We start from the raw sequence: 21,583 nt of genomic DNA, 5'->3' as shown, positions 1-21,583 counted from the left end.
CTCCTGTCCTAATTTTGTATTTTCCATTGAAAGGGGTCCTCAAATGTAGTCCAATCTTGATCAAATTCCTCAGGTGTGAGCAAGCATTGATCAAGAGTGCGAATGATTTCTGCTTTAGGCAAATCTACACCAATAAACACAAGTTTTGTATGGCGATCACCAAACTCTGCGTCCCACTCATCTAGAAGCTCTGGTTCCTGATTTAATATCCGTGCTTTTTCTTGTTCAGGCAAAGCAGCAATCCAGTATGCAATTGGTTCAATCGCTACAGATTTCCCAGCTTGTGAAATTAAAATGGTTAAATCATGATGTGTGGCAAGCCAAGTAAAACCTTTCGCACGAACGACCTGCTCGGGCATTTGATCTAACCAAGCATTCAGTCTGCCAGTATGAAAAGGGAGTCTTCTTTCGTAAACAAAAGATGAAATTTGGTATTCCTCTGTTTCCGGTGTATGCTGACCATGTCCTGCGTTGATTTCTTTGATCCACCCAGCAGAAGCACTTGATTTTTCAAAGTCGAATAAACCAGTATTCAAAATGTCATCTGGCTGTACTATACCTTTTGAGGTTTTGATGATAGATGCTTCTGGTTGTAGTTTGTTCAGCACATGCTCAAGTCGATCTAATTCAGAGGGAGATACTAGATCACATTTATTGATAATAAGCACGTCACAAAATTCAATTTGATCAATGAGTAAATCGGAAATTTCTCGCTCGTCGTCATCGGAAACCGCTTCTTTACGATCTAATAAACTCTCTCCTGACTGGAAATCAGTCCAGAAACGATTTGCATCTACTACTGTGACCATCGTATCTAGACGGCAAAAGCGGGTCAAATCTATGCCCATGTCTTCATCAATATAAGAAAAGGTTTGAGCGACGGGAATTGGTTCACTAATTCCGGTTGATTCAATGACAATGTAATCGATATTACCCGCCTTACAAAGGCGTTCTACTTCGATTAACAGGTCTTCTCTCAAAGTGCAGCAAATACAGCCGTTAGATAATTCAACTAGTTTCTCATCTGATCGAGAAAGCTCGCCGCCTTGTTTGACTAGTTCTGCATCAATATTAATTTCGCTCATGTCATTGACGATCACAGCCACTTTTAATCCTTTGCGGTTTTGAAGAACATGATTTAATATCGTTGTTTTTCCTGCTCCTAAAAAGCCGCTTAATACTGTAACAGGTATACGCTTATTCATTTGTTTTTGTCCTTTTGAAAACGCTCATTTTGTTTTCCGCCTCACTTAAAAAGTAATCATTACGATTTGTAATCTAAAAAATTTATTTTGTTTCTCTATGAAGGGTGTATTTCTTTAATCGAGGAGAATATTTTTTTAACTCCAATCGGTCAGGATTCGTTCTTTTATTTTTTGTTGTGATATAGTTTCTGTCACCTGTTTCAGTACAGGCCAAGTTAATATTCACGCGCATAAGTAATAGGATCCTCCTTTAATTCGTAATAGTTACGATTTGTATTTTAAAATGATCAAGACTGAATGTCAAGTATAGGAGAATGATCCAAGCCAAATGATAAAAACGAAAGGGGTATCGAACAACCATTGATACCCCTGTCAATTAATAAAAATCACCGAGTTCTTGTTCGTAATCACCTTCATACTGCTGGACATCATAAGGAATTTCTTGGAGGAAGGCTAACCCGCCTAGTATAAGTATCAAAACGATAGCAATGAATGAAAGAATAACTGCGGCAATACTTGAAATGGCAAACAGTGTTTGCATTTTCATCATCTTAGCGTACTGTTCTAATAATTCTTCGTAAGAAGTATCTGGAGCCTGAATCAAGTGTTCAGCTGCTTTTACAGATTTTTGTACATGAATTCCCATCATAATGAGGAAGACGCCAAGGGCTGCAGGAAGAACAAGCCAAAAACCAATAAGAATAGCCAGACCGCCTGAAATATAGAGAAAGATACTACCAACCTTTCCCCACTTTACGATTGAATGAAGAGATTGAATGATTTTCTCAGTTTGTTGCAATGGTGTTCACTCCTTTATGTATTCACTCTTTATCATACTTGAGTAAGTAGTGCTTTAGGAAGAGTGAATGTTGTTTAATTAAAATGTTTCTATCTTCACTTCATCATTTACAGATAAATAAATTATTTTCAAATAAGAAAAAAGTAACATTTACTATAAAAATTATCGACAAATTATGTCATAAATAAGATTGGTAGTAAAAAATAATTAGTAAATTTATCAAAATATGTTGTTAGTTGTCTAGTAATTGGTTATTATTGTGTTGTGTTACCATAAAAATTGGAAGGTGGAATTCATATATTAGATCGTTTCTTAAACAAGATGACCAATGTTCAACCTGCAGCTGCAAGATGTATTTTGCAAAAATTAGTCACTTCATGTAAATCAGCACCGACTTGTTTTCTTCAAGGTGTTGGAACTTTCCGTTACTACGTGGATCGTGACACAGGTGAGATTTGTACTAGTCAAGAACGCGTTAGATGTGGCTGCTAAATCTAAGGATCATATTTAATAGGATGTGAACGCATGAGCATATCTTCAATTTCATTCTTAACAAATGCTATGCAGACGTCAAATAGACGTCAAGCGGGTCAAACATCAAATTCTTTTTTAACCCAAGCGGCTCAAATTGTTCAAGGTGACCATTCTCCAGAAGAGAGAAAGGCATTATTTCAACAACTTACTTTAGTTCAGCAAGGAAAAGATTTAGAACTTCATGTTTCTAAATTAAAGGAACTAGAGAAAGAGGCTTCAAAAGAGACGTCTTCTTCGTCTGTTACTGTGAATCAGCATGGAGATCAAGTAGACATTTCAAATGAGGCTCGGAGTGAGTTTGAACAAGCTGAGGAACAGGCTTCAGGTGAAGCGAGTGAAGCTGCTGCAGGAGAAAAAGATCAAGATGTTCAGTCAGATCCACAATAAAAAAATGAGGCATGTGTTTGATAGTCTTCACATGCCTCATTTATCTTTATTTTGCAGATATCCTTGAATAAAGACCATCCGGAAAAGGTGCTGCGTATGAGATGATTTCATCTTCTTCTACCATAATGTAATAAGGAAATTCTTCAATTTGGAATGCGTCTATCATTTGCTCGTCCACAGGGATAATTCGCATGTTGGTTTTATTATCACGATATAATTCTTGATCCTCTTTTTGCCCATTCTTTAGCAAAATACTAAATGGAACGTCCAATTTACGCTGCTTTTTCGTTTCTAGGAATTGTTCAAGTGATGGGATGCAATGCGGACATGATGTATCAGTGAAAATAAGTAGCTGCTGCTTGTTGTTGGTTTGCAGTAAATCATTCACTGGAATAGGTGATGGTTTTTCAAGCAGCGGATGCACAAGTTTTTGTCCAACATGCTGTATCGGTAAGATGATCAGTTCCATTTGTTGTTTTAAATAGATGATGACTCCGATCGTTAATAATAGGCTGCAAAGAATAAGAGTGAGCTGTAAAAGTAGGATTGAATTCATCGTATATCGTCCTCTCAGAGTAAAGTTACGCAAAGCTATCATAATATAAATATCAAAAATATGTCAATTATACTAAATGGTGTAAGGTGGAGCGTTTGATGAGTACAGTGAACCATTGTTTATATGCAATCTCCTATACTTGGAAAAGAAGCCGATCTTATCTTCTTTTAACTTTGTTGATCCAAGTGATCGTTGGTTTTATGCCTTTAGCTAGTGTCTGGATTATTCAAACTTTGATTAATGAAATTATTTTATTCATGACGTCTTCAGGAGACATTCAAAAGGTTTTGTGGTTATTTGGGCTGCAAATGGTCATTGTGGTTTTAGGATATGGGCTTCAATTCGTTCTTCAGCTTAGCCAGCAGAAAGCGACAAATTTGATTGGTCTGCATTTGAAGGGTGAACTGCTTCAAAAGGCGATCAGGCTGCCGTTTATTACATTTGAACACCCGTCTTTTTACAATGAAAGTCAACGTGTGATGAACAGTCATCAGCATGTTCTGAGTATGGTTAGAAGTATTTTTACCATCATGAGCGCATTGATTACTGTTGTATCACTTCTTATCTATATGATCGGTATCCATTGGGGCTTGGCGGTCATTCTGATCGTGTTTACCCTGCCTGTCTTGTGGATTGAGCTTTTCTTTGGAGGAGCGCGTTATCAATTAAACCGTATGTTAACAGCCAATGACAGAAGAGAAATGTATGTGTCCGATCTTGTCGCACAACGGGATTCATTGAAGGAAATCCGTTTATATGGAATCGGGAATTATCTTCTTCAGAAATGGAAAGATCATTATGTAAAAAGTGCAGATGAAAAATATAAACTGCTTAAGCGGCAAGTCCGCTGGGAGATGGCGGGCGGATTGCTTATGACATTTGCCTATGTATGCTGCGGTCTTTTTATTGTCTTTCTTATTTTTCAAAAAAAATTAGCTGCCGGGACATTTGTCGCTGTGCTGCAAGCGGTGCAAAACATCCAAAGTGGTTTTCAGGACTTAACAAGGGAATGTTCTAGTTTATATGAAACAAGTCTTTATGTTGATGAAATGAGAGCTTTTCAAAAGAGAGAAGAAGAAATTCATGAGCAGACAGAAGAAGGGGCATCGCTTCGAAAAATCGAGTGTATTCAGTCCATTTCACTTGAAAATCTCTCTTTTACTTATCCGAATATGAAAACACCTGCCATTGAGCATATACATTTTCATATCAATAAAGGTGAACGTATTGCATTGGTGGGGGATAACGGATCAGGTAAAACCACCTTGATCAAATGTTTGACCGGTTTATATGATCCAGATCAGCCAAATATGCAAAAAGTCAACGGTGAGTCCATTTCTACTATTCATAAAAAGTCATATCATGCGAGAATGGCAGTTCTTTTTCAAGATTTTATGAAGTACGAGTTCACTGTGAAAGAAAACATCGGGTTTGGCCGTATTGATCATATGGACGAGGGAGAGCGGATGATCTCAGCTGCACGGCAAGCAGGCATAGAGAAAAGAATTCATCAAATGGAAGAAATGTATGATGCACAGCTTGGCCGATTTTTTGAAGAAGGTCATGAACTGTCTGGCGGACAATGGCAAAAGCTCGCGATGGCTAGAACCTTCTTTAGAGAGAGTGATTTTATCATTTTAGATGAACCAACTTCTGCTCTTGATCCACTATCGGAAATTTCACTCATTCGAAAGCTATTCGATCACACGCAGGATCAGGGTGTCTTGTTTATCACACATCGAATGGGAGCGGCCCGTTTAGCAGACCGTATAATCGTAATGAAAGATGGTGCTTTCGTTGAAGAGGGGAGCCATGATGAACTGATGGTGTTAAACGGAGAGTACAAAAGGCTTTACGAGGCACAATCTCAATTATTTCAACAAAAGGAGATGGTGTAAGGTGAGTGTCTTTTATTACATAGGTATCTATTTATTAGGTATCATTTTTGCTGGTGCTTGGCTTGATAAAGTAAAAAAACAGACGGCGCATATGCAGCAGATGAATGCTTATCGGCTGCTGCCTCCTTCTTTCACGGGACCCATGTTTTATTTGTTTTTAACTGTTGAATTGGTTTGTACTGTTTTTTTATTCGTATGGCAAATGACTCTTGTACCTGCGATTGGTCTTACAGCACTTTTATGTATTTATACTGGAGCGGTGACCTTCAATTTATTGAGAGGACATCGTGATATTTCTTGCGGCTGTGGTGGACTGCTTAATAATGAACGCCTTCACTGGGGAATTGTGATTCGCAATGTGTCGATGCTGGCTCTTGTGATCGGGTTGTTTTATGTGCATCCCTATGTAGAAACCATTCCATGGCAATATAACATTATTTGTTTTCTCATTGCCGTGGCTGTCTTTTTCATGATAGCGGTGAGTCAAGAAGTTTTAATGTTTAAACGAAAATGGATCAATCAATTTGAATTATTTATAGAAGGAGACGATGTGAAATGACAGATATTCTATTGATTATTGTGTTATTCATTGTCATTGCTCAGCTGGCTGTGATATTTTTGCTCGCTCGTTTTATCGGAAAATTCATGAATAAAATTAAAACTCTTGATGGAATTGAATTAAAGGAAGCGGCTGTGGGGGATCCTGCACCGTTATTTCGAAGCTATTCCCATTTAGGGGAGAAGGTCATGTTGAAGGAATATTTTCAAAGCGGGAGTGCTGTGATGCTGTTATTTGTGAACTCTACTTGTATGACGTGCAAAAGCATTTTAGCAGACCTGCAGCAGCAAATCGCTGTTGATGATACTCAATTTATTTTTATTAATGGAGATGAGCAGGCGGATGATACGCAGATCCTTGAATTGCTGCCGTCCCAGGCTGTGTATACTCGTTCTTCACAAATCATGGAGCTGTACGGAGTAACGGTTGTTCCACAAGCGATTCTCATTGATAAACATGGTATCATTCTGCAAAGAAAATCTCTTCAAAATGCGAAACAGTTTGAACAACTGTTACATGCGTCATAAAAAAGCGTCTCTTTTTTAGGGAGACGCTCGTTTTATAATTCTTTTCCCAGGATATCTAAATCGTATCTGCTGCCGTCCATTTCTGCGATGCGCGGCAGGTGGCCCCATGTCTCAAAGCCGTGCTTTTTAAATAGTCGAATGCTGGCTTCGTTGTGCCCGAAAATAAAGGCAAGTAACGTTCTAATGCCTAATGAGGGTGCTAAATCAATGGCTTCTTGCAAGAAAAGTGATCCTAAGCCTTTTCCTCGATAGTCTTGGTTTAAATAGATACTCAATTCAACGGTCCCGTTGTATGCAGGTCTTCCGTAAAAGGTTTCAAAGCTGAGCCAGCCGTAGATATTTCCATCCTCATCTGTTTTCACATAGAGAGGTCTTTTCTCGGAATGATTCAAAAACCATTGCCGGCGGTCCTCAACAGAAACTGGTTCTGTATCAGCGGTCACTTCTCTTGAAGCAATGGTTGAATTGTAGATATCAACGATCGCTTTGAGGTCATCTTCTGTTGCTATACGGTTGAAAGTTTTCACAATTAAGTCTCCCATCTTTTTTTCATTTATCATACATATTATTGATGCGATTGCGCAAAATAAAAAGAAAAATGATTTCGTGTGTATATATTTTTTGAAAAGTGTTCAGAATGTTGCTGAGGTGATGAAAAATGAGAGAGGAAGAAAAGAAACGTACTTCCAAAATCACAAAAGTTCAGCAATTTTTCCGTAAGCGCTGGGTATTCCCTGCTATTTACTTGGTCAGCGCAGCGGTCGTGTTAACAGCCGTTCTTTGGTATCAAGCTGTATCAAAAGATGTGAAAGACCAACTATCTGATGGAAATCAAACAGGGCAAGAACAGCGCGATGATGCCGTTGAAGTTGGAAAGCCAATTGAAAATGTCGCAATGCCGGTCCAGAATTCTGATAATGTTTCTGTCGTGAAAAAGTTCTATGAAGCAGATGCTGACCAAAAAGAAAAAGAAGCAGCACTTGTAAACTATAATAACACCTATACCTTGAGCAAAGGTATTGATCTTGCAGATAAAGATGGCAAAGTGTTTGATGTCACAGCTGCTCTTAGTGGAACAGTGGTTCAAGCGAAAAAAGATCCAGTTCTTGGTCACGTTGTTGAAATTGAACATGAAGATGGATTATCGACTGTTTATCAATCGTTGTCACAAGTGAGTGTCAAAGAAGGCGATGAAGTCAAGCAGAATGATGTCATTGGTGCTTCTGGTAAAAATCTATATGGTGCTGAAAGCGGCAACCATGTGCATTTTGAAATTCGTATGGAAGGTTTAGCGCTTAATCCGCTTAGCTTCATTGACAAGCCTGTTTCTACAATTGAAAAAGCAGCGCAAGAAGTGACGGAACAAGCAAAAGAACCTGCTCAGCCAAAGACTGAGGAAAAAACGAAAGAACCTGCTGCTGAAGATAAAGCCAAAGAGCCAGCTGGAGAAAAATCTGAAGAAAAGTCTGATGAGAAGGGTAAATCCTCTGATCAAGAAAAGTCTTCTGATTCCTCTAAAGACAGCAGTCAGTCAGAAGAAACAAAACAATCTTAATGTCTTACAAGGTCCTCTGTGTATATGAATATGCAGAGGTTTTTTCTGCTTAAAAAGATCCTCCGCCACTCGGCGGAGGATACACTATAGGGCGGCAGGTCCTTCTTCACCTGTCCGGATGTTGATTGTATTCGCTACCTCATATATAAAAATTTTCCCATCCCCTGGTTCGCCTGTACGAAGTACCTTTTGAGCTGTTTCAACGACCTGTTCGACAGGTACTTTGCTTAGGACGATTTCGATCTTTAATCGTTCGTACACGTTGCTTTCCTTTTTGACGCCGCGGTATAGCTCTGTATGTCCCTTTTGTAAGCCGCAGCCGTGTACATTTGAAAAGGTAATCGAGGTGACACCAATCTTTCCAAGCTCCACCTTTAATGTTTCAAAATTAGCTGGACGTGTGACAATCTCCACTTTATACATTTTGCTCATAGAGACACCCCTTTTTCTTTAATCTTGATAAGCTTTTTCACCGTGCATGGTTAGATCAAGACCCACTGATTCTTCTTCTTCGGTTGCACGAATTTTGAAGAAGACATTGACCACTTTGATGATTACGTATGTCACAACGGCAACAAAAGCGTACGTGGCAACAATCGCGACCACTTGCTTCCAAAGTAAGCTGGGATCTCCGTAAAATAAGCCATTGGCTCCGCCGTCATTGACAGAAGTTGTGGCGAAAAGTCCTGTTGCAATTCCTCCCCAAGTACCGCCAATTCCGTGAAGGCCGAATGCATCTAGTGCGTCATCATAGCCAAATTTGGCTTTGAGTGAAAAGACTCCCCAGAAACAGACGATCCCGCCAATGATTCCTATTATAATAGAAGCAAACGGTGTAACAAAACCTGCGGCAGGTGTAATGGCGACAAGACCTGCGATGGCTCCAGAGATCGCGCCGAGCATGGTCGGTTTTTTGTTGATCATCCACTCTACTAACAGCCAGCCGATGATTCCTGCAGCAGCAGCTGTATTGGTGTTAATAAAGGCAAACATGGCCACGCTGTCTAATGTAAGAGCACTACCCACGTTAAAACCAAACCAGCCAAACCAGATGACAGCTCCGCCAAGAAGGGTGTAGATCAAGTTATGCGGAGAAGAGCTTGCCGCTTCTTTACGCTTCCCGAGCACAATCGCCACGACAAGACCCGCAACACCGGATGAGATGTGAACCACGTTTCCGCCTGCGAAGTCAAGTGCACCCATCTCGCCAATCCAACCGCCGCCCCATACCCAGTGTGCGACTGGAGCGTATACAAATGTGACCCAAAGGAGTGTAAATACAACGACTGCTGAGTAGCGGATCCGTTCAGCAAAGGCCCCTGAGATGATGGCTGTTGTTAAGACGGCAAAAGTCATTTGAAACATCATGAACAATGAATGTGGAATGGTCTCACTATACGAACCAGGTTCAAAGCCTACGCCTTTCAGGCCCACCCAGTCTAATCCTCCGATCCATGCATTGCCTGGTGCAAAAGCTAAGGAATAACCGAATACGATCCATACGATTGAAACGATCGCTAGTGACGTTAAGCTGTGCATGGTTGTGCTTAACACGTTTTTACTTCTCACGAGTCCTCCGTAGAATAAAGCTAAACCCGGTGTCATTAACCACACGAGTAGTGCGCAGAAGAACATAAATACTGTATCACCCATTTGCATGCTGCATTCCCCCGAATCATTCAGAATTATTGTTTTCTTAATTCTTCATTATAGAGAGAAAAGTCATATATAACATATACATGTAAGTTTATCTGACATGGTTTTTTGGTTAAGTTCAATATAAATGGATGAAAAGTTCGTAAAAAATGAGCAAAAACGTAAGTTAAGCACTAAAAATGAAGGGCGTTTGACCTATAAAATGGAGCTGAGAAACAGTTTTGTACGTTCCTCCCTAGGAGAGTCAAACAATTTCGAAGGGACGCCTTCTTCGACGATGCGGCCTTCGTGCATGTAGACGACACGATCGGCAACTTCTTTCGCAAAGCCCATTTCATGTGTGACAATGACCATGGTCATGCCTTCTTTTGCGAGGCTTTTCATCGTTTGCAGCACTTCGCCTACAAGCTCTGGATCAAGGGCAGATGTAGGTTCGTCAAATAACATGACATCAGGCTTCATGGCGAGAGATCTGGCTATGGCTACACGCTGTTTTTGGCCGCCTGATAGTTTAGAAGGATATACGTTGGCTTTATCCGCAAGTCCGACTTTTTCTAGCAAGGCGCTGGCTTCAGCGATGGCTTGTGCTTTCTTTGTTTTTTTCACCATAACAGGCGCTTCGATGATATTTTCAAGCACAGTTTTGTGCGGGAAAAGATTAAAATGCTGAAACACCATCCCTATTTTTTGTCTCATTTCGTTTAATTGATCGCGCTTTGGATGAACAGGGCTGCCATCAATGATAATATCTCCATCATTTTTTATTTCTAAAAAGTTCATACAGCGGAGCAAGGTGCTTTTTCCAGAACCGCTTGCGCCAATTAAGACGACCACATCATTTTCATAAACAGTGAGATCGATATCTTTTAAAACATGAAGCTCTCCAAAGTATTTATTGAGTTTTTCAACACGAATGATTTCCTTTGATTCTGTCATGCTTCTCCTCCTATTGGTCACTGGCTGATAGTTTCTTCTCAAAGGTTTGGACAGCGAATGTTAACAGCAGGACAAGAACTAAGTAATAGACGGCGACAACAAGTAAATACGTCATATTATCAAAACTGTTGGAGCCTTGCGTGGTGGCGACGTTAAATAGTTCATTGACACTGATAAAGGCGGCGAGTGATGAATCTTTTAAGCCGATAATGAACTGGTTGCCAAGAGGGGGGAGGGCACGCCGCATCGCTTGCGGGAGAATGATGCGCCTCATTGTTAAAAAACGACCCATGCCAAGAGAGCGTCCTGCCTCTTTTTGCCCCTGATCGATGGATTGGATAGCACCTCTAAATATTTCGGCTATATAGGCCCCATTATGAAAGGCGAGCGCAATGGAAGCAGCCCAGAAGTCGGGTATATTCAATTCTGTGAGGCCGAAGTATAGGATGAAAATTTGAACAATAAGTGGTGTTCCGCGTACAAGAAAGATATAGGCATTGGCGATATAACCGAAAACGGCTATGCGGGATATTTTCAATAAAGCAAAGAAAAGCCCGATGAACATACCGATGAAGATGCTGATCACCGTCAGCTGTAAGGTGATCAGCATTCCTTCTAAGAAAATACCTCTAGAATCAATCAGCGTCTGAAAAAAGTGTGATAGGGTAGGCAAAACAATCATCTCCATTTGAAGAAAGTGCGCCTATAAAAAGGGCGCACAATCGTGGTTTTAATCTTGTTTGACCGTGATGTCTTCATCAAAGTACTTTTCACTAATTTGTTTTAATGTTCCGTCTTTTTTTAGTGCGTCAATCGCATCGTTGATCTCTTTTATGAGCTGTTCATTTTCTTTTGATACAGCAATTGCCTGCTCACTTTGTCCGAGTCTTTCTTGCGCTGTGATGTTCAATTTTTTCTTCATCGCTTCTGCACCTGTGGCGAAATCTGTTACGACTGCATCGTGTTTTCCGTTGGCCAGTGCTTCTAAGGCGACGACATCACTATCATAATATTTTGGTTCTTGCCCGCTATGTTCCTTAGCAATATCAGCGTAGGACGATCCTTTGGATACAGCAATTTCTTTGTCTTTTAAGTCATCAGCATGCTGAATGTCTGATCCGGGTCTTGTGAAAATTTGCGGACCAGAGTAGTAATAGGGCTTAGAAAAAAGGACGTGTTTTTTTCGTTCCTCATTGATGGTATGACTTGCAACTGCCGCATCAAATTTACCTGCTTTCACGCCTTCGACGATGCCTGCGAATTTATATTTTTTCTGTATAGGTTCGAGACCTAGTTTGTCACTAATCGCATTGCCTACATCGATATCAAAGCCGGACATCTGATTTCCATCCATGTAACTAAACGGATGAAATTCACCTGATGCTGCAAAAATAAATTTTCCATCCTCCAAGATTGGCGACCCTTTCGCTGTAGAATTACGTTTATCTCCGTTCCCATTTGTTTCATTTGAACCACACGAAGACAGAAGTAATACTGCAACCGAGAAAAGGGCTGGGACCCAAAACCGTCTTTTTTTAATAATAAGCTTCTCCTCCTTTTCAGCCGTTCTCCATATAAGGAGAAAGTAGGCTTTTCAATATGTGTAGCATCTTACCATTTGTTCCTCATATTCTCAATTTTATATGTGTTATTCCAACAATCGTCCTTTTTAGAATGTATGTCTTGCTTTTCTAAGAGAGAACTTGAATTGATTAGGGTAAAAAAGGGAAATGAATCTCATAATAACGAAAGGGTTGCAAAAAGGAGGTCAGTGTATGAACAAGTGGAGAGACAATCGAAAAGTTTTTTTAACCGCTATTGCCTTTGGAACGATGTTGAATCCGCTGAATTCATCAATGATTTCTTTGGCCTTGCATCAAATTCAGCATGAATTCGGTTTGTCGTTTACGACCGTATCTTGGCTTATTTCTTCTTTTTATTTAGCCAGTGCAGTAACACAGCCAGTGAGCGGCCGGATTGGGGATCATGTGATGAGCCGCAGAACCTTATTTTTATTCGGTCTCGTTCTTGTTGCAGTCTCAGCCATTTGCGCGCCGTTTGCCCCAACGTTTGCGGTGCTGATTGTGATCCGTTTGTTACAGGCGATTGGAAGCAGTGCCATTTATCCTTCTGGGGTCGGACTTATTCGGGATCATATTCAAGAAAAACAGGCTTCGGCGTTAGCGGTATTATCCATTTTTGCTTCAGCGATGACGGCGCTTGGACCGACGCTTGGCGGATTTCTGATGACCATTGGCGGCTGGCCGGCTATCTTTTTAGTGAATCTGCCGTTTATTTTGATCAGTTTCTTTCTTGGTCTATTGTTGTTTCCGAAGGAGCAGAAAAAGAGAAAGCTGCGCATAGGCGAAACTGTGCGAACACTCGATTTGCCAGGGATGCTTCTTTTTACCGTCTGCATTGTTCTCCTGCTTTCATTTTTATTATCACTGGGTGACGGCATTCAATATGTTCAAGGCATTCTTTGTCTCCTGAGTGCAGGCGCTTTTATCTGGTGGGAGTATCAGGTGGATGAACCGTTTATTCAAATACGGATGTTCAGAGAAGAGCAGCGGCTGTCACTTGTGTATGTGCAATTTATCATTTTAAATATCTTTTTCTATTGTCTCTTTTTTGGTTTGCCGAGTTATTTTCAGGATGAGTTAGGCTGGCGTGTGGAGATGACGGGTCTTTTTATGCTGTGTATGTCAGGGGTGAGCATTATTGTGTCGCCGCTGACAGGAAAGTGGGTGGATCGCGGGGATGAACGCCATCCAGTTTTAGCGAGTGCTGTATTGATGCTGGCTGGAGCGTCTGCTATGACTTTCTTTTTTATTCCTGCGCCATTATGGGGAAAAGGATTGGTTCTGGCGCTGCTTGGGCTCAGTTATGGGATTGGGAATGTTGCGCTTCAAGCTGCGATGCTCAAGGAAAGTCCTCAGCAAATGATTGGCACATCCTCTGGACTTTTTCAAACATGCCGCTACCTTGGTTCTATTCTGTCGTCTGCTGTGCTTGGTATGCTGTTTGGGGATGAAATTGCTGGTGCTCATTTTGCGCAATTAGGCTGGACGTTGATCATCATTTCTCTTATTGGCATTGGCGTCAGTCTTTATTTTTCAAATATGGTTAGAGGGAGACAGCCAATAAAAAAAGCGGCGCGATAAGTGAGAGAAGAATCTTCATCACGTTATCGCAAGGCCGCTTAAGAGTTGGATAGGTCTGAGCCCTGATCCTTTGTCTTCCTTCTGAAAATTTTCCCTACAATTGTCTCGTAAAATGTCACGATGCGATCAATTGGAGAGTCAAAGAACTTCCATAATTTATTCATGATAAAGACAACCACAATCGATACGACCAAGCTGCCTAAAACATCAAATGGATAATGATGACCGACCCAGATGCGGGAGAATCCTGTAAGTAATCCAAAGACGAGCAAGATATTGCCGAGCTTTTTATTACGGGATCGAATGGCTAGTGAAAGAGCCAATGCACCTGTTGTATGGTCACTTGGGAAGGAAGCGTCTGCTGAATGCGGGATGAGTGTGTCGACTTTATGCGCCACAAACGGCCGCTCTTCATAATGAAACAATGTAATGGCAAAGTTGGCGATAAGTGCTGCAATGCCTGTTACACCGGAAAAGAAGACATGCTTCTTAAATTGGTGATTCCCTAAAAACCAGCAAATCAATAAGACAAGGGCATACACAAGAATGGCCTTTTTCGTAATAAAGATCATCGCCTGATCTAAAAACTCAGAATGGTGAGCCATCCCGTGTATGACTTTAAACAATTCGTAATTCAAAACATCACCTATACTTTCGCTTAATGCTAACTATTTTTCAACAAAGCCTGTATGCTCTATTTGGAATATCCTATATTTTAGCATGTTTCCGGCGAAGTTTAAAATAGTATCCTTTTATTCTGAAAGGGAGACCTTTTGTGCTTTTGCTTCCTGGGGTTTTCGTTCACTCCAATAAAAAACGCCCATACTCAGTAAGACCACAATACCCGCAATGAGGTACACATTTGAAAAGTCTGTGAAGCTGACAAGAAGTCCAAAGACAAATGAGCCAGCCGCAATACCTGTATCATACAGGGTGAAGAAAGTAGCCGTCGCATATCCCGTACGATGAGCTGGTGAGTGCTGAATCGCAAGTGTTTGTAAACATGGCACGAGCGAACCATAGCCAAGTCCAATCACAGCGCCTGATAGAAGGAGCATTGCAGCTGAATGTGTCGCTGTCAGCATCCATAAACCAATGGCAAAAAGGGCAATCGAAGGGTAGATCACAACGTGAGCTCCAACACGGTCAAAAAGTCTGCCTGTAAATGGACGTGATCCAAGCATTGCAGCCGCAAACACAATAAAGAAATAACTGCTTGCACCCATCAAATGGAGTGAATTGGCATAAACTGAAATAAATGAAATAATCGGCGAATAACAGAAGGAAATAATAATGCCGACGGCCGCTGTTTTTAATGCGCCTTTTTCAAAAAGGTGAGAAAATGTGAATCGGAAGACGATGCTTCCACCGTTTTCAGGCTCTGGCTGTCTAATCAGCATCGTAAAAGCAGCTCCGATTGTCACGATAATGGAAAAGAGAAGAAATAAGGAATGGAATCCTATTTTTCCTACTTGATTCAGTGCGATAAACGGACCGATGACAACAGCGAGGTTCATGGACATCACAAAGTATCCGAGTCCTTCCCCGCGTTTATGTTTCGGGATCATATCAGCCGCAATGGCACTGGCAACGGTCGTCAAAATACTAAAAAAGATCCCTTGTACGAAACGCAGCACAAGGAGCGTTTGGAATTGATCAATCGGAATGTATAAATAAGTGAGTAAGGCAAAGGCCGCTGAAGAGAAAATCGCCATTCGTTTTTTGCCGAATTTCTCAATAATGGCGCCAGAAAACGGTCTTGTCACAATAGCAGACAATAAGAAGACCGTCACAAGGAGACCGCCCTGTGATTCTGTTCCATTTAGTTCATCCATTGTGTAAATGGGCAGTAATGTCAAGAGGGCATAAAAAGAGGTGAACGTAAATAAATTCACCAGGACAATCATGATAAAATCTTTTGTCCATATGCGTTCGTTCATGATGTATGTCACTTCCTATTCAGTTGATAATTTGTGTAAAAGTGTATGGAGGAGTTGTTTTTCTTCGTAGGTAAAATCTGAAAGACATTCTTCTTCAAATTGTTCCATCGTGCGTTTGATTTCTTCAAATCGGGCTTTTGCATCATCTGTCATCACGATCAGATTCTCACGTTTGTCTTTGCCTTGTACACGTTTCACCCAGCCGTTTGCTTCTAAGCGGGTGACGGTTCTGGTAATGGTCGGTGCTTCGACATTCAAATATGTCCAGATGTCTTTTTGGGTTTTTGGGCCGAATGTATCCAAACAAAAAAGCACAGTCCACTGGGACATGTACAAGTCATAAGCAGCAAGCGCTTCGTTCGCCTTTTTAGACAGCAGCCGTGCGCCTTGATGTATTTGATGTAAACACTCTCTATTTAACGTATCCATATGCTCACCTTTTTTAAATATTTAGCTAGGTAAATAAATTCACCTTTTCTATTTTACGTGGTGAACCTCTTCTTGTAAAGTGGAAATTTTCGCGCCCCGAAATGATTTTTTGTTTTGCCTTTTCTGATAAATCCCTTGTCCCATCTTCATTTTTAGCATATTCCCTATTCAATGCTAATACACTGTTACAAACCTGACAAAGAGAGTGTTTGAGGTGAGGGGTCGTGTTTGGCATTTACTACCTAATGGATGAGAAATTACGACGAACAAGCGCCGCTGAAAATGGATAATCTTCATACGGATCTCATTTCACACTTCTCACATCCATTTTAGGGAGGTCGAGTGGTGTGCACGATTACATCAAAGAGCGAACAATCAAGATAGGAAAGTATATCGTGGAGACAAAGAAAACCGTTCGTGTTATTGCGAAAGAATTTGGAGTCTCTAAAAGTACTGTACACAAGGATCTAACAGAAAGACTGCCAGAAATTAATCCAGATCTGGCTAATGAAGTAAAGGAGATACTGGATTATCATAAATCAATCCGCCACTTGCGAGGAGGAGAAGCCACGAAGTTAAAGTATAAAAAAGAAGAAATTTTAGAAGGCGAACCTGTGAAACAGTAAGCTTAGTTCTTTGTTCATAAACATAATATATATATCTTCCTCATATCGGTAGTTTCTAACCACAAATTTTGTAAAGACTTTTGTAAAGAAATATCTTTTTTTCTGCAAATTATGATAGAATATATAATTAGGGCAGAATGTGGTATTTGCTATGGAAACAGATTTTCAAGGAGGATATATATAGATGTTTGCTAGGGATATTGGAATTGATCTTGGTACTGCCAATGTACTGATTCATGTCAAAGGAAAAGGAATTGTGTTAAATGAACCATCTGTGGTAGCTCTTGACAAAAACAGCGGGAAAGTTTTGGCTGTTGGAGAAGAGGCTAGACGTATGGTTGGACGTACGCCTGGGAATATTGTTGCGATTCGTCCATTAAAAGATGGCGTAATCGCTGATTTTGAAGTAACTGAAGCGATGCTCAAGCATTTTATTAACAAATTAAATGTGAAAGGGCTGTTCTCTAAGCCGCGTATGCTCATCTGCTGCCCGACAAATATTACATCTGTTGAGCAGAAGGCGATCAAAGAAGCTGCTGAAAAAAGCGGTGGTAAGCATGTATTTCTTGAAGAAGAGCCAAAAGTAGCAGCGATTGGTGCTGGTATGGATATTTTTCAGCCAAGTGGAAACATGGTCGTAGATATTGGAGGCGGAACGACAGATATCGCTGTCATCTCAATGGGTGACATTGTAACCGCCTCTTCTATTAAAATGGCTGGAGACAAATTTGATCTGGAAATTCTAAACTACATTAAAAAAGAGTACAAGCTGTTGATCGGTGAGCGCACGGCTGAGGATATTAAGATCCAAGTTGCAACGGTATTCCCAGATGCACGTCACGAAGAGATTTCAATTCGTGGACGTGACATGGTGACAGGATTACCAAGAACGATTACCGTCACAAGCAAAGAAGTAGAAGAAGCATTGCGTGAATCTGTATCTGCGATTGTTCAGGCTGCGAAACAAGTTCTTGAAAGAACACCGCCTGAATTATCAGCTGATATTATCGATCGCGGCGTCATCATTACAGGTGGCGGAGCTCTTCTAAACGGGCTTGATCAATTGCTTGCAGAAGAGCTGAAAGTACCAGTTTTCGTTGCTGAAAATCCAATGGACTGTGTAGCAGTTGGTACTGGCGTGATGCTTGATAATATGGACAAGCTGCCAAAACGTAAACTCAGCTAATGATTTCCCTCATTCTTTTTAGAAAGAATGGGGGATTTTTATTAAAGAACCCTGCTAATCAGCCGATATATTTCATAGAAGATTGTGTTTAGGTCGTGTGAAAGAATTTGAATGAGGTGAGCACGTGTTAAAAGGACTATACACCGCAACATCTGCCATGATCGCTCAAGAGCGGCGGACAGAAATGCTTTCAAATAATATCGCAAATGCGAATACCCCAGGCTATAAAGCGGATGAAGGGGCAATGCGTGCATTTCCAGAAATGCTGCTGAGCCGAATGGAATCAGGACGTTTCCAAACATCCTCAGGCAAAGGCTTTAGTGTTCCACTGCAATCGCCGATTGGCGGAATCAATACTGGGACATATATGCAGGAATTAATCCCTCAATTTACACAGGGAACTTTAAAAACAACAGATCAAACAACAGACGTAGCACTAGTTGAAAATAATGTGCCGATCAATCCTGAGACCAATCAGAAATCAGCGCTGTTTTATGCAGTCAACACACCAGAAGGCGTTCGTTATACGAAAAGCAGCTCCATTACATTGAACGCACAAAATCAGCTGACGATTAATGGCCGCGCGCTTCTTTCCGTGACGGGTCAGCCGATTACGGTTCAGAGTGAGAATTTCAAAGTGAATGCAGATGGTACTGTGACTGAAAATGGCCAAAATCTTGGTCAAATCGATGTACGTGTTGCGATGGATACAAGAAACCTAGCGCGTGAAGGAAATGATTTATACCGTACAGCTGATAATCAGCCCCTGCCAAGTGCAGTCAATAACGGTCAAATGTCCTATACGTTAAGCCAAGGCGTCTCAGAGCTGTCGAACGTGGATGTGACGAAATCATATACAGATATGACAACGGCTTACCGAGCATTTGAAACAAACCAAAAAGTGGTTCAGGCGTATGATAAAAGCTTAGAAAAAGCAGTGAATGAAATTGGCAGAGTGTACTAATCAAGAAATGAAAAAGAAAGGAGGAAAATTATGCTTAGAACGATGATAAATGCAGCTGTATCGATGAATGAAGTGCAAAAGCAGCTTGACATCATCAGCAACAACATCGCGAACAGTGAAACAACAGGGTACCGTGCGAAAAACACCCGTTTCTCAGAGCTGATCAGACAGCAGTTTAATCAGGTAGATGAAAAAAATGAGCAGGTGGCAAACAGTCGTCTGACACCTGCTGGGTTAAGGCTTGGAACGGGGACAATGGTCAATGCGTCCATTAACTCGCTGCAAGGCTCGCTGAAAGAAACAGGACGTGATCTTGATGTTGCTTTTGGAGCACCGTCACAGTATTTGCAGGTTAACGCCGGCGGTAATATCCGTTATACAAGAGCTGGTTCACTTTACTTACAGCCGGGCAATAACCGTAACCAAGTGCAGCTTGTCACGAGCGAAGGCTATCCGATTCTTGATGAAAACGGAAATGCGATCGTCTTAAATGCGAATTTCCGTGATATTTCAATCGATAAAAATGGACGGCTGACGGCGATTTCTAGAGATAATCAACCGAATCTGCAAGTGAATCTAGGCGTTGTACAAGTCAACAATTCATCAGCACTTGTCTCTGAAGGAGATAATTTGTTCTCAGTCGACGGAACCTATCAAGGTGCATTAACAGCACTAAATGGAGCAAACCGAGAGGCGATCCAGCTTCAGCAAGGTGCACTGGAAACGTCAAATGTGGACATGTCAAAAGAATTAACAGACCTCATGACAACACAGCGTTCCTATCAAATGAATTCAAGAACGATTACGATGGGCGATCAAATGCTGGGATTAATTAATACAATTCGATAACCAGGAGGCTGGTATCAGCCTCTCATGATAAAAAAGGCGGCTCGCTCAAAGTCGCCCTTTTTTTTGTAAAAATCTGAGACATCAGCAAGCAGATCCTCAAGATCAATCCAGGCTTCTTTTCGTTCAAGACATGTGACGAGCGTGGCGATCTGCTCATCTGCCTTTGGCGTTTGGCTGTACAGAAGAGATAAGATTTGAAACTTCATTCTTAATATATCAAACTGGGAAGCAACGGCTTCTTTCAGTCCTTTTTGAATATATTTCATCCCTTCATCGGTTAAATTTTCTTTAAAACAGGAACGCACAGTTTCGTATAGGCACGATACATAGGAGTGCGCTGACTTTCGATATGCTGGAAGACGAAGTGCTTTTTTGAAGTATTCTAGCGCTTCCTTATGACGGTTTTGTCTTGACTGAATAAAGCCAGCATCATAGTAAACGATACCGAGCAGCTCTTGATCATCAATCTTTTTCACGTAATCAATAATTTCAATGAAAATATCTTCTGCTTCCTTATATTTTTTTTGGTCGCTATAGTTAAGAGCGAGCACAATTTTACACCGATAGATGCTATGGATATCTCCGTGCTTTGCAAAAATATCCATGGCTTTTTGAACATGACGAATCGATAACAACGAGTAACGGTTGTTATAATAAACACCGCTTGTACGGAAATGGAACTCTGCTTCCTCCAGCTCATCATCAAGTAATGGCAGTCGTTCTTCTGCCTTTTCGAGATAATGAATCGCATCATTTTGATCACTTTTTAAAGATTCATATAATCCGAGAAAGAAATAAAAATAATATTGCAGTTCTTCGTTCATTTCCTCTTTGTGGGGCAGCAGTTCATGTTTGAGTTTTTCTAAGTCCTCTGTCTGATTCATCCAGAGCAGATGACGGAAAAGCATCAGCTGATAATGGAAATAGAGCTCCTGCTTCTTTGATAATTTACGTTTATATTTTAGCAGTGTTTTTTTGATTTCTTCAGCCTTCGAAAAATGTCGATGCTTCAGCATTGTATACCAGGAATGGAGAAGTTTTTTTATGGATTTATCGCTCATAAAATTCATTTTTACCCTCTTATTCAATCAATGATGTAATATATATTACCATATTTGTGAAAAAACAATGAGTGTAGTGTGGATTATATTTGATGACAATTGGTAATGGTAGATTCCATTTTTTTGCTATATGCGTAAGGCGAATATTGAAAAATGCGAGCTTTCATAATATACTTCTATAGGAATCAAATGAAGATCAGTGATATAGAAAAGAAGGAGAGATCAAGATATGCTTGATGCTCAGCAAATTCAAGACATTATTCCACACCGTTATCCATTCTTATTGGTCGACCGTATTCTAGAGGTTGAGGGAGAAAAAAGAGCGGTTGGAATTAAAAATGTCACAGTGAATGAAGAATTTTTTAATGGCCATTTCCCTGGTTACCCAGTCATGCCGGGTGTGCTTATTGTAGAAGCACTCGCACAGGTTTTTGGTGTGATTATGCTAGGCAAGGAAGAAAACAAAGGAAAAATTGGTTTGTTTGCAGGGATTGACGGATGCCGCTTCAAAAGACAGGTCAAGCCTGGTGACCAGCTTCGTTTAGAGGTTGAAGTGACGCGCCTCCGCGGGCCGGTTGCAAAAGGAAAAGCAGTAGCGACAGTAGATGGCGAAGTTGTATGTGAAGCAGAACTGACATTTTCTATCGGTCCTAAAGTATCATGATTTTCCTGGCGGTTCATCAAGCATGAATCGCTTTTTTATTTAGAAACGTTCAGTTAGAACGGATAAGGACTTGCAATTTTGACAAAAA

The 21,583-nt window shown here is 40.8% G+C and carries 25 protein-coding genes; 11 read left to right on the top strand and 14 right to left on the bottom strand.

Annotated elements, in window-relative coordinates:
* Nucleotides 1-8: 8 nt before the first annotated feature.
* From M1D81_RS17345 to M1D81_RS17335, 3 genes are all read right to left on the bottom strand, one after another.
* The gene (locus M1D81_RS17345; protein WP_456266214.1) at nucleotides 9-1,205 is read right to left on the bottom strand and encodes a GTP-binding protein; all 1,197 of its coding nucleotides are present in this window, start codon (nucleotides 1,203-1,205) and stop codon (nucleotides 9-11) included.
* An 82-nt stretch (nucleotides 1,206-1,287) separates the two neighbouring features.
* Entirely contained in the window at nucleotides 1,288-1,437 is a 150-nt protein-coding gene (gene rpmG / locus M1D81_RS17340) for a 50S ribosomal protein L33 (protein WP_456266215.1), read from the bottom strand.
* A 144-nt stretch (nucleotides 1,438-1,581) separates the two neighbouring features.
* A complete protein-coding gene (locus M1D81_RS17335) occupies nucleotides 1,582-2,004 on the bottom strand; it encodes a DUF5362 family protein (protein WP_024426331.1) in 423 nt (140 codons plus the stop codon).
* 525 nt (nucleotides 2,005-2,529) lie between these two features.
* Here M1D81_RS17335 and M1D81_RS17330 point away from each other — a divergent pair.
* Nucleotides 2,530-2,925: a hypothetical protein gene (locus tag M1D81_RS17330; protein WP_456266216.1), complete on the top strand. Its 396-nt coding sequence runs from the start codon at nucleotides 2,530-2,532 to the stop codon at nucleotides 2,923-2,925.
* A 46-nt stretch (nucleotides 2,926-2,971) separates the two neighbouring features.
* Here M1D81_RS17330 and M1D81_RS17325 read toward each other — a convergent pair whose 3' ends face one another.
* Entirely contained in the window at nucleotides 2,972-3,481 is a 510-nt protein-coding gene (locus M1D81_RS17325; RefSeq protein ID WP_024423710.1) for a thioredoxin domain-containing protein, read from the bottom strand.
* 98 nt (nucleotides 3,482-3,579) lie between these two features.
* Between M1D81_RS17325 and M1D81_RS17320 the strand changes: the two genes are divergently transcribed.
* Genes M1D81_RS17320 through M1D81_RS17310 form a run of 3 tightly spaced genes read left to right on the top strand, consistent with a single transcriptional unit; the run spans nucleotide 3,580 to nucleotide 6,465 of the window.
* Nucleotides 3,580-5,379: an ABC transporter ATP-binding protein gene (locus M1D81_RS17320; protein ID WP_456266217.1), complete on the top strand. Its 1,800-nt coding sequence runs from the start codon at nucleotides 3,580-3,582 to the stop codon at nucleotides 5,377-5,379.
* Between the two features lies 1 nt (nucleotide 5,380).
* Nucleotides 5,381-5,938, top strand: coding sequence for a MauE/DoxX family redox-associated membrane protein (locus M1D81_RS17315; RefSeq protein WP_456266218.1), 558 nt, complete (start codon nucleotides 5,381-5,383; stop codon nucleotides 5,936-5,938).
* A complete protein-coding gene (locus tag M1D81_RS17310; RefSeq protein WP_456266219.1) occupies nucleotides 5,935-6,465 on the top strand; it encodes a TlpA family protein disulfide reductase in 531 nt (176 codons plus the stop codon). The genes M1D81_RS17315 and M1D81_RS17310 overlap by 4 nt, the downstream gene beginning before the upstream one ends.
* Nucleotides 6,466-6,497: 32 nt before the next feature.
* Here M1D81_RS17310 and M1D81_RS17305 read toward each other — a convergent pair whose 3' ends face one another.
* The gene (locus M1D81_RS17305) at nucleotides 6,498-7,007 is read right to left on the bottom strand and encodes an N-acetyltransferase family protein (RefSeq protein WP_456266220.1); all 510 of its coding nucleotides are present in this window, start codon (nucleotides 7,005-7,007) and stop codon (nucleotides 6,498-6,500) included.
* Nucleotides 7,008-7,123: 116 nt separating this feature from the next.
* Between M1D81_RS17305 and M1D81_RS17300 the strand changes: the two genes are divergently transcribed.
* Nucleotides 7,124-8,020 carry a peptidoglycan DD-metalloendopeptidase family protein gene (locus M1D81_RS17300; RefSeq protein ID WP_034281210.1) on the top strand — a complete coding sequence of 299 codons (897 nt, stop codon included), beginning with the start codon at nucleotides 7,124-7,126 and terminating at the stop codon, nucleotides 8,018-8,020.
* Nucleotides 8,021-8,104: 84 nt separating this feature from the next.
* On the opposite strand, the gene M1D81_RS17295 is transcribed toward M1D81_RS17300, so the two are convergent.
* The 5 genes from M1D81_RS17295 to M1D81_RS17275 form a co-directional block, all read right to left on the bottom strand.
* On the bottom strand, nucleotides 8,105-8,452 hold the full coding sequence (locus tag M1D81_RS17295; RefSeq protein WP_024423704.1) for a P-II family nitrogen regulator: 348 nt from the start codon (nucleotides 8,450-8,452) through the stop codon (nucleotides 8,105-8,107).
* A gap of 18 nt (nucleotides 8,453-8,470) precedes the next feature.
* On the bottom strand, nucleotides 8,471-9,679 hold the full coding sequence (locus M1D81_RS17290; RefSeq protein ID WP_024426325.1) for an ammonium transporter: 1,209 nt from the start codon (nucleotides 9,677-9,679) through the stop codon (nucleotides 8,471-8,473).
* Nucleotides 9,680-9,871: 192 nt separating this feature from the next.
* Nucleotides 9,872-10,612, bottom strand: a complete 741-nt coding sequence (locus M1D81_RS17285) for an amino acid ABC transporter ATP-binding protein (RefSeq protein WP_456266221.1) — start codon at nucleotides 10,610-10,612, stop codon at nucleotides 9,872-9,874.
* Between the two features lie 10 nt (nucleotides 10,613-10,622).
* A complete protein-coding gene (locus tag M1D81_RS17280; RefSeq protein WP_080652918.1) occupies nucleotides 10,623-11,300 on the bottom strand; it encodes an amino acid ABC transporter permease in 678 nt (225 codons plus the stop codon).
* Between the two features lie 42 nt (nucleotides 11,301-11,342).
* Nucleotides 11,343-12,188 (bottom strand): transporter substrate-binding domain-containing protein, encoded by an 846-nt coding sequence (locus M1D81_RS17275; RefSeq protein WP_225315515.1) that lies wholly within the window; start codon nucleotides 12,186-12,188, stop codon nucleotides 11,343-11,345.
* 199 nt (nucleotides 12,189-12,387) lie between these two features.
* Between M1D81_RS17275 and M1D81_RS17270 the strand changes: the two genes are divergently transcribed.
* Nucleotides 12,388-13,776 carry an MFS transporter gene (locus tag M1D81_RS17270; protein WP_025093910.1) on the top strand — a complete coding sequence of 463 codons (1,389 nt, stop codon included), beginning with the start codon at nucleotides 12,388-12,390 and terminating at the stop codon, nucleotides 13,774-13,776.
* Between the two features lie 38 nt (nucleotides 13,777-13,814).
* Here the strand turns inward: M1D81_RS17270 and M1D81_RS17265 are convergent, their stop codons facing one another.
* From M1D81_RS17265 to M1D81_RS17255, 3 genes are all read right to left on the bottom strand, one after another.
* On the bottom strand, nucleotides 13,815-14,414 hold the full coding sequence (locus tag M1D81_RS17265) for an undecaprenyl-diphosphatase (protein WP_456266222.1): 600 nt from the start codon (nucleotides 14,412-14,414) through the stop codon (nucleotides 13,815-13,817).
* 114 nt (nucleotides 14,415-14,528) lie between these two features.
* Entirely contained in the window at nucleotides 14,529-15,716 is a 1,188-nt protein-coding gene (locus tag M1D81_RS17260; RefSeq protein WP_456266223.1) for an MFS transporter, read from the bottom strand.
* Nucleotides 15,717-15,731: 15 nt separating this feature from the next.
* The gene (locus M1D81_RS17255; RefSeq protein WP_024423697.1) at nucleotides 15,732-16,145 is read right to left on the bottom strand and encodes a MarR family winged helix-turn-helix transcriptional regulator; all 414 of its coding nucleotides are present in this window, start codon (nucleotides 16,143-16,145) and stop codon (nucleotides 15,732-15,734) included.
* A 347-nt stretch (nucleotides 16,146-16,492) separates the two neighbouring features.
* Here M1D81_RS17255 and spoIIID point away from each other — a divergent pair, with 347 nt between their 5' ends.
* From spoIIID to M1D81_RS17235, 4 genes are all read left to right on the top strand, one after another.
* Complete coding sequence (gene spoIIID, locus M1D81_RS17250) at nucleotides 16,493-16,771, top strand: sporulation transcriptional regulator SpoIIID (protein WP_008343327.1); 279 nt, start codon at nucleotides 16,493-16,495, stop codon at nucleotides 16,769-16,771.
* A 184-nt stretch (nucleotides 16,772-16,955) separates the two neighbouring features.
* On the top strand, nucleotides 16,956-17,957 hold the full coding sequence (gene mbl, locus M1D81_RS17245; protein ID WP_007497573.1) for a cell shape-determining protein Mbl: 1,002 nt from the start codon (nucleotides 16,956-16,958) through the stop codon (nucleotides 17,955-17,957).
* Nucleotides 17,958-18,081: 124 nt separating this feature from the next.
* Complete coding sequence (locus M1D81_RS17240; protein ID WP_039182029.1) at nucleotides 18,082-18,921, top strand: flagellar hook-basal body protein; 840 nt, start codon at nucleotides 18,082-18,084, stop codon at nucleotides 18,919-18,921.
* A 30-nt stretch (nucleotides 18,922-18,951) separates the two neighbouring features.
* Nucleotides 18,952-19,770 carry a flagellar hook-basal body protein gene (locus M1D81_RS17235; protein WP_456266224.1) on the top strand — a complete coding sequence of 273 codons (819 nt, stop codon included), beginning with the start codon at nucleotides 18,952-18,954 and terminating at the stop codon, nucleotides 19,768-19,770.
* Between the two features lie 14 nt (nucleotides 19,771-19,784).
* Here M1D81_RS17235 and M1D81_RS17230 read toward each other — a convergent pair whose 3' ends face one another.
* Nucleotides 19,785-20,840, bottom strand: a complete 1,056-nt coding sequence (locus tag M1D81_RS17230) for a tetratricopeptide repeat protein (protein ID WP_456266225.1) — start codon at nucleotides 20,838-20,840, stop codon at nucleotides 19,785-19,787.
* A 220-nt stretch (nucleotides 20,841-21,060) separates the two neighbouring features.
* Here M1D81_RS17230 and fabZ point away from each other — a divergent pair, with 220 nt between their 5' ends.
* Nucleotides 21,061-21,495, top strand: a complete 435-nt coding sequence (gene fabZ / locus M1D81_RS17225; protein ID WP_456266226.1) for a 3-hydroxyacyl-ACP dehydratase FabZ — start codon at nucleotides 21,061-21,063, stop codon at nucleotides 21,493-21,495.
* The last annotated feature ends 88 nt before the right edge of the window (nucleotides 21,496-21,583 follow it).

This window comes from Bacillus sp. JZ105 (genome assembly GCF_053903125.1).
Note: the sequence above shows the minus strand (reverse complement) of the source record. Positions and strands in the feature narration are given on the sequence as shown.

Coding starts and splice junctions, on each gene's coding strand:
- M1D81_RS17345 (WP_456266214.1), bottom strand. CDS start 1,205: ATGAATAAGCGTATACCTGTTACAGTATTAAGCGGCTTTTTAGGAGCA.
- rpmG (WP_456266215.1), bottom strand. CDS start 1,437: ATGCGCGTGAATATTAACTTGGCCTGTACTGAAACAGGTGACAGAAAC.
- M1D81_RS17330 (WP_456266216.1), top strand. CDS start 2,530: ATGAGCATATCTTCAATTTCATTCTTAACAAATGCTATGCAGACGTCA.
- M1D81_RS17325 (WP_024423710.1), bottom strand. CDS start 3,481: ATGAATTCAATCCTACTTTTACAGCTCACTCTTATTCTTTGCAGCCTA.
- M1D81_RS17320 (WP_456266217.1), top strand. CDS start 3,580: ATGAGTACAGTGAACCATTGTTTATATGCAATCTCCTATACTTGGAAA.
- M1D81_RS17310 (WP_456266219.1), top strand. CDS start 5,935: ATGACAGATATTCTATTGATTATTGTGTTATTCATTGTCATTGCTCAG.
- M1D81_RS17305 (WP_456266220.1), bottom strand. CDS start 7,007: ATGGGAGACTTAATTGTGAAAACTTTCAACCGTATAGCAACAGAAGAT.
- M1D81_RS17300 (WP_034281210.1), top strand. CDS start 7,124: ATGAGAGAGGAAGAAAAGAAACGTACTTCCAAAATCACAAAAGTTCAG.
- M1D81_RS17295 (WP_024423704.1), bottom strand. CDS start 8,452: ATGAGCAAAATGTATAAAGTGGAGATTGTCACACGTCCAGCTAATTTT.
- M1D81_RS17290 (WP_024426325.1), bottom strand. CDS start 9,679: ATGCAAATGGGTGATACAGTATTTATGTTCTTCTGCGCACTACTCGTG.
- M1D81_RS17285 (WP_456266221.1), bottom strand. CDS start 10,612: ATGACAGAATCAAAGGAAATCATTCGTGTTGAAAAACTCAATAAATAC.
- M1D81_RS17280 (WP_080652918.1), bottom strand. CDS start 11,300: ATGGAGATGATTGTTTTGCCTACCCTATCACACTTTTTTCAGACGCTG.
- M1D81_RS17270 (WP_025093910.1), top strand. CDS start 12,388: ATGAACAAGTGGAGAGACAATCGAAAAGTTTTTTTAACCGCTATTGCC.
- M1D81_RS17260 (WP_456266223.1), bottom strand. CDS start 15,716: ATGAACGAACGCATATGGACAAAAGATTTTATCATGATTGTCCTGGTG.
- M1D81_RS17255 (WP_024423697.1), bottom strand. CDS start 16,145: ATGGATACGTTAAATAGAGAGTGTTTACATCAAATACATCAAGGCGCA.
- mbl (WP_007497573.1), top strand. CDS start 16,956: ATGTTTGCTAGGGATATTGGAATTGATCTTGGTACTGCCAATGTACTG.
- M1D81_RS17235 (WP_456266224.1), top strand. CDS start 18,952: ATGCTTAGAACGATGATAAATGCAGCTGTATCGATGAATGAAGTGCAA.
- M1D81_RS17230 (WP_456266225.1), bottom strand. CDS start 20,840: ATGAATTTTATGAGCGATAAATCCATAAAAAAACTTCTCCATTCCTGG.
- fabZ (WP_456266226.1), top strand. CDS start 21,061: ATGCTTGATGCTCAGCAAATTCAAGACATTATTCCACACCGTTATCCA.